At 33.3% G+C, this 8,337-nt stretch carries 11 protein-coding genes; all 11 read right to left on the reverse strand.

Annotation, left to right across the window (positions count from 1 at the left end):
* Window positions 1–59: 59 nt before the first annotated feature.
* The 11 genes from JOD07_RS08095 to JOD07_RS08145 all read right to left on the reverse strand — a co-directional run bounded on the left by JOD07_RS08095 (window position 60) and on the right by JOD07_RS08145 (window position 8,114).
* Window positions 60–1,715 (reverse strand): ABC transporter permease, encoded by a 1,656-nt coding sequence (locus JOD07_RS08095; protein WP_204613329.1) that lies wholly within the window; start codon window positions 1,713–1,715, stop codon window positions 60–62.
* The gene (locus tag JOD07_RS08100) at window positions 1,708–2,826 is read right to left on the reverse strand and encodes an ABC transporter ATP-binding protein (RefSeq protein ID WP_204613331.1); all 1,119 of its coding nucleotides are present in this window, start codon (window positions 2,824–2,826) and stop codon (window positions 1,708–1,710) included. Before JOD07_RS08100 ends, JOD07_RS08095 begins: the two co-directional genes overlap by 8 nt.
* Before the next feature lie 75 nt (window positions 2,827–2,901).
* Window positions 2,902–3,870: an ABC transporter substrate-binding protein gene (locus JOD07_RS08105; protein WP_243429283.1), complete on the reverse strand. Its 969-nt coding sequence runs from the start codon at window positions 3,868–3,870 to the stop codon at window positions 2,902–2,904.
* A gap of 506 nt (window positions 3,871–4,376) precedes the next feature.
* Complete coding sequence (locus JOD07_RS08110; RefSeq protein ID WP_204613335.1) at window positions 4,377–4,538, reverse strand: hypothetical protein; 162 nt, start codon at window positions 4,536–4,538, stop codon at window positions 4,377–4,379.
* Window positions 4,535–5,467, reverse strand: a complete 933-nt coding sequence (locus tag JOD07_RS08115) for a hypothetical protein (RefSeq protein WP_204613337.1) — start codon at window positions 5,465–5,467, stop codon at window positions 4,535–4,537. Before JOD07_RS08115 ends, JOD07_RS08110 begins: the two co-directional genes overlap by 4 nt.
* A 92-nt stretch (window positions 5,468–5,559) precedes the next feature.
* Entirely contained in the window at window positions 5,560–5,976 is a 417-nt protein-coding gene (locus JOD07_RS08120; protein ID WP_204613339.1) for a hypothetical protein, read from the reverse strand.
* 29 nt (window positions 5,977–6,005) lie between these two features.
* A complete protein-coding gene (locus tag JOD07_RS08125; protein WP_204613341.1) occupies window positions 6,006–6,359 on the reverse strand; it encodes a hypothetical protein in 354 nt (117 codons plus the stop codon).
* Between the two features lie 86 nt (window positions 6,360–6,445).
* On the reverse strand, window positions 6,446–6,886 hold the full coding sequence (locus tag JOD07_RS08130; protein WP_204613343.1) for a hypothetical protein: 441 nt from the start codon (window positions 6,884–6,886) through the stop codon (window positions 6,446–6,448).
* A gap of 119 nt (window positions 6,887–7,005) precedes the next feature.
* The gene (locus JOD07_RS08135; protein ID WP_204613345.1) at window positions 7,006–7,218 is read right to left on the reverse strand and encodes a hypothetical protein; all 213 of its coding nucleotides are present in this window, start codon (window positions 7,216–7,218) and stop codon (window positions 7,006–7,008) included.
* A 126-nt stretch (window positions 7,219–7,344) separates the two neighbouring features.
* Window positions 7,345–7,563 carry a hypothetical protein gene (locus JOD07_RS08140; RefSeq protein WP_204613347.1) on the reverse strand — a complete coding sequence of 73 codons (219 nt, stop codon included), beginning with the start codon at window positions 7,561–7,563 and terminating at the stop codon, window positions 7,345–7,347.
* A 236-nt stretch (window positions 7,564–7,799) separates the two neighbouring features.
* The gene (locus tag JOD07_RS08145; protein ID WP_158740278.1) at window positions 7,800–8,114 is read right to left on the reverse strand and encodes a hypothetical protein; all 315 of its coding nucleotides are present in this window, start codon (window positions 8,112–8,114) and stop codon (window positions 7,800–7,802) included.
* Between the last annotated feature and the right edge of the window lie 223 nt (window positions 8,115–8,337).

Raw genomic sequence — 8,337 nt, forward strand, 5'->3', positions numbered from 1 at the left:
TTATATAAAGATTAAAATTATTAAAATATTGCTTTAAATATACAATATTTAGCTTATATTTACAAACTGATTTCACCATTTCCGGTAAATTTATAAAAAATCAGTAAGGATATGATTGTAGTCAATGTTAAAATAGAGGATAATGCTGCTGCGGTTCCATAGCTTGCTCTGATAACTTCTGTATAAATGGCAACGGACATTGTCTTTGTCGAGCCTGTATAAAGTATAACTGAAGCACTTAATTCATTGATCACAGTAATCCAGCTAAGAATTGCTCCTGCCAGCACACCAGGCATCATCATAATAGCTGTTGCTTTAAAAAAGGTTTTAACCGGAGATGAGCCTAAACTGATCGAAGCCTCTTCTATGCTGGGGCTAATCTGATAAAGTATGGCTGCACTGGAACGAAGGGTATAAGGTAATCTTCTGATTACAAAAGCAATAATGATAATAGCTGCTGTACCACTTAATAATAATGGCTTCTTATTAAAAGCAAGAAGCAGGGTAATTCCTAATACAGATCCCGGAATAATATAAGGGAACATCGTAATCGTATCAATAATACCCGTTAAATAATTCTTTCTTCTCGTGGAAAGATAAGCAATAAACATTCCTAACAAAATAATCATTACAATGGCTACTATTCCGAATATATAAGTGTTCGCTATGGACTTTCCTGCGGTTTTAAATATTTTTTGATAGCTTTCAAATGAAAATCCGGAAGCAAACATGGAACCTCTGGTCTTTAAGAATGAAGTATATATTACTGTAATCTGAGGTATTATAGATAAAAATACTATAATGTATATAAATCCATGAACCAATATACTTTTAATACCCTGTATTTCTTTTGGCTTTATAGGTCTTAAAGAACTCATGGTGAAGGACTTTTTGTTAACAACATATTTTTGAGCCATAAATAGAATTGCTGTAATGAGCACCATAATGGCTGCCATCGCTGCAGCAAAATTTGCCTGACCACCAACTTCACTGATGAATTCTGAATAGATAATAACCGGCATAACACTAAACCCTTCACCAATTAGCATTGGCGTACCGAAATCCGCAAGGGCATTCATAAATACCAGCAAAGAGCCTGCTAATACAGTAGGAAGTATTAAGGGCAATATAACGGTTATAACTTTTTTGGCTGAACTGCATCCTAAACTTTCAGCTGCTTCACTTAAAGATACATCGATTTTTTTAAGTGCTCCTGATACATATAAATAAATAAAAGAATAAAGTTTTAAAGTAAAAACAAGTAAAATTCCGCCAAAACCATAAATAGACGGTATCTTAATCCCAAACAGATTGGATAAAAATTGTGTAATAACTCCACTTCTGCCTAAAAGTAAAATCCATGAATATGCTCCTATAAAAGGCGGTGAAAGCATTGAAATAATAATCAGTCCCTCAACCAATGCTTTCCCTTTGATCTTGTAAACCGTCATGAAATAGGCCAAAGGAGCTCCTATGACAATTGCAAGGATTGTAACACAGATCGTTACTGTAAAACTGTTAATCATAGATTGGTAATAGTATTTTTTCTGGAAAAACTGAGCAAAATTAGACAATGTAAAAGCACCCGTATCAGGATCCTGAAATCCACTTATAAATAAAGCAAATAAAGGGTAAACCAAGAAGAGAGCGAATACCAGTGCAATAATAATTGTTGCAATCCCCCAAAAGTCTAATTTCAATCTTGTCTTATTCATATTTTTTCACATCCTTAATGAGACTTTGGCTTCCGTCTTCTGTAAATACGTTAATCTTATTTTTATTTGGTTTTAAAATAATTTCCTCTCCTACTTCATATACTTTTTCAGCATGACCAACATCCTGTGAAAATTCTATAGATGGTTGATCGGGAAAAATCATTTGATTTTCAAACTCTAATTCGTAGGTGATATATTTCCCCAAGAAAGTTTTATTTTTAATTCTAGCCTTTAATCCTTCTATATTCACAGAAAACTCTTCTGGTCTTACGGCAATACAAACTTCCATTTGATCATGTACTTGCTCTGTTAAATGATCCATCTGAACTTTGTAGCCATTTCTAAATTCAATATATTTTTCCTGCCCTATTATTAAAATCTTTCCTTTAAATAAATTCGAATGGCCTATAAAAGTGGAAACGAAAACATTGACTGGTCGGGTATATATGGTATGAGGTTTTCCTACCTGCTGAATCACTCCGTCTTTCATAACTGCTATTCTGTCTGATATGGCAAGAGCTTCTTCCTGATCGTGCGTAACATAAACTGTTGTGATTCCTACCTTTTTTTGAACTTCTCTTATGGCGCTGCGCATTTCTACACGAAGCTTGGCATCCAGATTGGAAAGGGGTTCATCCATTAAAAGTACACTTGGATGAATTACTATTGCCCTGGCAAGGGCAACTCTTTGCTGTTGTCCCCCTGAGAGTCTTTCCGGAAGCCTGTCTTGATATTGATCTATTTTTACAACTTTCAATATTTCATCTACTTTTTTGTCCATCTCCTCTTTTTTTACTTTGCGAAGTTTTAAACCATATTCTACATTTTGTCTTACTGTAAGATGGGGAAAGATTGCATAATTCTGGAACACCATACCAATATTACGTTTATGAGCCGGTATATCGTTGATAATAGTGTCATCGAACTTTATATATCCTCCCTCTATACTGTTAAATCCTACAATCATTCTTAAAAGAGTGGTTTTACCACAACCCGAAGGTCCCAGTAAAGTAAAGAATTCACCATTTTTTATATTGACCGATAAATCGGGTATAATTGTTACATCTCCATATTTCTTTTCAACATTTTCTATATTGATCGCTACACTCATTTCAAAAGCCTCCTTACAAAATAAGCTCACAAGGAAGCAATCTTTGTGAGCTTCTAAATATATGCTATTGTCGTATTACTGTGCGTTTGTGAATATCTCTTTAAATCTGTCTAACCATTCTTGCTTTTTTGCAATAACAACCTCTTCATCATCATAAATCAAATTTATATTTTCGAGTTTTTCAAGTCCTTTAGGTGCCGGAACGTCTTTTCTGACAGAACGTCTGTTCAGCTTTTCAATAATAATGGTTTGGGCATCTTTCCCTGTTATAAAATCGATAAACTTCTTAGCATTTTCCATGTTTTTAGCATTTTTTATAATGTAAACACCATCTGGTTTTGCAATAACCCCTTCTTTCATATATACAATTTTTATAGGGGCGCCATCGGATACGTACTTTGCTGCTGCTTCTTCAAAAGTAAGACCTACTGTATATTCACCGTCAGCTACACCTTTATAAACCGCTGAAGAACCGCTGAGCAATTTACTGTCAAGATTGCTGCATAACTTTTCAACATAATCCCAACCTTTTTCTGGATCTCCATTTCCCATGGCATAAAGCATATTAATCAAATGTTCATAAGAAGATGATGATTTTGCAGGATCACTGAACGCAATCTTTCCTTTTAACTCTGGATTAAGTAAATCCTCATAGCCTTCTACTTTGATATCTCCTATCAAATCTGTATTCACCATAATAACACTTGGTATATTGGTAAATCTTGTTAAGGGTCCTTCTACATTTTTCATATCATCATATACATACTCTTCATTGGCAGATTGATAATTTTCAAATAAATCCTGCTGAGGTTTTATTGTAGAAAGGGAACCACCCCAGAAAATATCTCCTAATGGATTGTCTTTTTCTGATTCAACCCTTTTTAAAAGTTCCCCGGTACCAGCAGCTACTACCTCCACAGAAATACCTGTTTGTGCTTCAAACTCACTTACAAGAGGATTAATAAATTCTAATGGGTGAGGACAATATATAACTAAATTATTGGATTCCTCTGTTTTATCCCCACAGCCTACAGCAGATACCATTAATGCAAGTAACAATACAAATGATAAGACTTTTTTCATTTCTAATTCCCCCTTGATTTATCAATTATAAATAAAGTATAATTTAATACTTTATTCCAAACAATCCAAAAATAAAGCAATATTATCAGAAATACTGAACTCAGCAATACATTTATTGTAGAACATAACTATCCGTCTGTGTTAATTCTTAATACCTTATTGACAAGAAGAGTTTCTAAAGTAAAGCTCTCACACCGAGTGTAGTCAGCAAAACGGACAAAATATACAGGGGCGAGTGTAAATGGTGTGCATGGTGCCCAGAAGGCTTTTTATTACATAGAAAACTTAGAGAAATTTCCCATGCAAAAAAGGCTGCTGACAATTTATGTACGTCAACAGCCTTTTAACAAATTCTAAGAGAGGATATTGAGGACCTACATATTCTCCTGAAGGAAGACTGGCTACTGGCATATTTAATACGGGTTCATTTCCTTCATATTCTTCCACATAAACCATACACTCTGATTTTAAACATTGTTATTTAAATCTTTCACTTCGACTGTAATCTTAGTGCTTCCCTTTTTTTCTGCTGTCAGCTCATTATGAAATACGCTTACAACATCTGGATCTTCTACTGTAAAAGCAATATCTTTAATATTAGCCTCTTCCGGATAAATTTTTGGTATCAATTTTTTAAATCTCCAACTTTCATATTTATTTTACTATCGTCTAATGTTACGCTTTCTATATTGATTACTTTACCATCAACAGGCTTAACTGTAATCAGACACTTCTTTTTAGTGGATTCCGGGGCTCTGACATCATACATATTAAGTGTATAAGTACCTGCTTTCTTTGCAACAATCTTACATTCTGTCCCATTGGGACTAATAATCAGATTGTCTTCCTGACCATCTTCTACTTCCCACATTATATCTAACGAAGATCCTTCTTCGATACGAAATCTGACAACTCGTCCTTTTAAAGGCTTATCCAGAAAGATATATAACAGATTGTCATCAATAAACCCTATGTGATCATTTTCCGTTAAAGCCTTGTATTCTTGCCCATCAATGGAATAAGTTGTTGTTTTTCGCAAATCTGAATAATAAGGACATTCTACTTTTCTGTCAAATTCTAAGTAAATTTCTGCCGCTTTCTTAAGGACACGATCAACTTCATTGGATGATTTTCCTATTACTTGTATATTAAAATCATAACTAAAGCCACCATCTTTGATTCGTACTGTTACTGTTTTGTCATTTGCGGCATTTTTTATGCAATCAGGCATAGGAAGCTTAATCAATTTCTCTGAAACAACATCGGATTGGCATTGATTTGCATCACTTCCATCTATTATTTCCACAGTAGTATTTTGATCAAATCCATTACCATTAATCTCAATATATTTACCAATATTTCCCCTTAAGTCAACTGTGGCAGGTGTAACCGATTTTACAACAAACGGATTGATTATTTTAATTTTCTCTCTTGATGTTGTTTCCAATAAGTTACCATATTCATCATATGCATTAAGATAATACTCATATTCTCCTGTTTTAAATTCTTTTGGATTAATACAGTATGTGATTGGTTCATCTACTCCACTCTCGGACACTTGAATATTTTCATCTACAATTCCTATTACTAATTTGATTTTTTTAACTGTTTTAGAGTGCTTTTTAATTGAAAATTTGTAATTATCTTTACTTATATAAAAGAGATTAATTTCTCCACATCAACACATAAGCTGTAAGATTTTTCTATCACTTCATTTTTTGAATCTAAAATTAATATTCTAAACTCTCTTTTCCCAGTTGTTGTAAATGTCAGCGTCTTTTGATAAGTATAAAACTCATTACTTTCATCATAATCTACTAAATCCATAATAAATTTATTATCATTCTTGATACTGTTTAAGCGTAACCAGTTTCCATTTTGTGGATTTTCGTACTGTATTACTGCCTTTGCTATTTTGCTTTTTGAGCTTAGATTGATTTGATAAACAGCATCTTTGATATGTGAAAAAGTAACATCAAATTCTCCAATAAGATTAGGTATAGTAATTTCTTTTTCCAAAATGTTTAAATCCGTATGATCCGCTGTAACTGTGGCACTATATTTCAAGACTTTTTCGGATGAGCTTGGATACACCTTTACTTCCCAATATTTTGAACATATGCTGTAACTATAAAAGGATTGGGAGAGTATTCTGCAATCCCATTTTCATCTTTTATCACCCCAATTTTTGTTGTTCCTACCAATCCTACTGTCAAATATGCGCTTAAGGCTCGTTGTAATGGGCCCAGTCCGCAAAAAGTCTTGCACTCAAGCACTTCGCCTTGATCAAGGCTTCTTTCATTCCAATATAAACATACTGCACTATCCCCATTGGATTGACCAGGTGGTACCTCATAATCCCAAATATTGTTGGTTGCCCTGGTCCAATTTGTAAACCGTATTCTGTCAGGAGTAGATGCCCTGTCTACTTTTAAAATACCTTGTGTCACCGCTGAAGGATTGGTCAGTGAATCAAAAATCTGCCAAAATTCAGGTATATCACTTCCTGATAAATCTACTTCCGTACTGGATTCTCCTACCCAGGTATTTTAAATGGTACCAGATCATTATTACCTGATACTACATCAAACAGAATACGTACACCGACAGTATGAGGCGTATCACTTGTATTTTCAACAGTATAGAAAGTCTCAACAAGATCATCTCTATTGGTATATGGATTAGCTACAATACTAATATGCTGTGCTACGATAATATCACCATATCGTTTAGTAACAATAACTTTGTTGCCATATCTTTTTACTGAATCTACTTTTTCAAATCTATGACTTTCCTCATCTATCCGGATTGCTGTAAAGGATGAATGCCCGTCACCATACAATAAGCGTTGATTGTCATCTTTAGGATTATCAGGATCTCCTTCTGTAGTAATTATTCCATATGCACCATCTATATAGTTGAATTTTATGTATTCATTGCTTATAGAGCCTTCTTTTGGTTCTGGTTCTTCAGCCAATAAGCTGATAGATTTACTCGTTTTGCTGTTCTGCTTTTTTAATACTTGTTCTTTCCATATTTTATAGTCCGTTTCATCTTCCGAATAGTTTTCAAAATCAATTAATTTTTCCTTCTAATTTATAGAAAACTTAGAAATTTAATATCTTCATCAAATTTAGATTTAAAAACCACACGCCTACTTTCACCTGTATAAAAATATGATGAAGAATCTATTCCTTTAATAATATATTTGTGATCACCGACTTTTAAAATTTGGGCATTATCAATATTAATGATTTCTTGATTAAAATCAAATTCTAATTCCCAGTCTTCATAATTTATTAATGTCAAATTTTCTATTGTTATTTCTTGTTATTTCTCCTGTAAATGAATCCATTGATCGTTCCAATACAGTAAAAGTTACTTTGAAATTCTCACCATTAAAAATAACTGGTTGATTTAGTATTTTTGAGTCCTTTATAAGCTCATATACACTTTCAGTAACAGTAGATCTTCTCCATTTATTTCCTTTAAATCATCCTCAATTTCCACATCTTGAGTTGTATCTCTGTTGACTTCCAATTGTTCATTGTTGAAAGAAGATAGTACATCTTGCGCATATGTAATGTGTGGGAAAGAAGTAATCAAAAATGTCAAAGTAAAAGCAATCGATAAAAACTTATCAATTTTCTTCACTTTTAACTCCTCCTAATTATCTATTTTTTCATAATAATTTTACATTTTTTTCATGGGGGCAATAGTTCAATCGACTGGTTTTTACTTGAATGCATTTTATAAATAATAATGGATCAATTTTCATACCCGTAAGGTTTTTATTGCTTAGGAAATCCAGAGAAGCTTCCTTTACAATAAAAAAAGCTGCTGACAGTTTATGTATGTCAACAGCTTAGGCGAGACTTAAAGTCCCGCCTTTATCTTATGGATAAATAAGCTGATAATATTTCCTTCATCTTTTGACTTTGTTCATCGGTTCCTATAACAATGCTGTTTCCTTCAACATTGAATTGAAAATTATTAAAACCGTAATCATTAAGGATATCTTTTATATCTTCAGGCTTTTCTACCTGAGTTACCAGCACTTTCTCTCCTACTTTATCTCCATTTACGAATACTTCGTAAACATCGCTTGACATTTTTACATCGCTCATCACAGAATTAGATACTGGTACTCCGATAAGTCCATTAAACCCTTCACTAACTGGAAAGGTTGGATATATACGCTCCATATATACTCCTCCTTTTGAATAAAAAACTAGTAGCATGGAAGCATATATATAGTATGCGCATATTCCTGAAAATAATCCACAGAGTACCAATATTCTTTGTCAAAATATGTGATTATCTTATAAGCTTTTTAACTTTATTCACAACATTGTCAACAGTAAATCCAAATTCTTCAAACAGCACACTGGCTGGACCGGATGCTCCAAAGGTATCGATGGTTAAAAC

The sequence above is a fragment of the Defluviitalea raffinosedens genome (assembly GCF_016908775.1).
Taxonomy (GTDB): domain Bacteria; phylum Bacillota; class Clostridia; order Lachnospirales; family Defluviitaleaceae; genus Defluviitalea; species Defluviitalea raffinosedens.

What these genes read in the sequence shown, in the direction of transcription:
- JOD07_RS08095 (WP_204613329.1), bottom strand. Translation starts at nt 1,715, where the DNA reads ATGAATAAGACAAGATTGAAATTAGACTTTTGGGGGATTGCAACAATT.
- JOD07_RS08100 (WP_204613331.1), bottom strand. Translation starts at nt 2,826, where the DNA reads ATGAGTGTAGCGATCAATATAGAAAATGTTGAAAAGAAATATGGAGAT.
- JOD07_RS08105 (WP_243429283.1), bottom strand. Translation starts at nt 3,870, where the DNA reads ATGGTATCTGCTGTAGGCTGTGGGGATAAAACAGAGGAATCCAATAAT.
- JOD07_RS08145 (WP_158740278.1), bottom strand. Translation starts at nt 8,114, where the DNA reads ATGGAGCGTATATATCCAACCTTTCCAGTTAGTGAAGGGTTTAATGGA.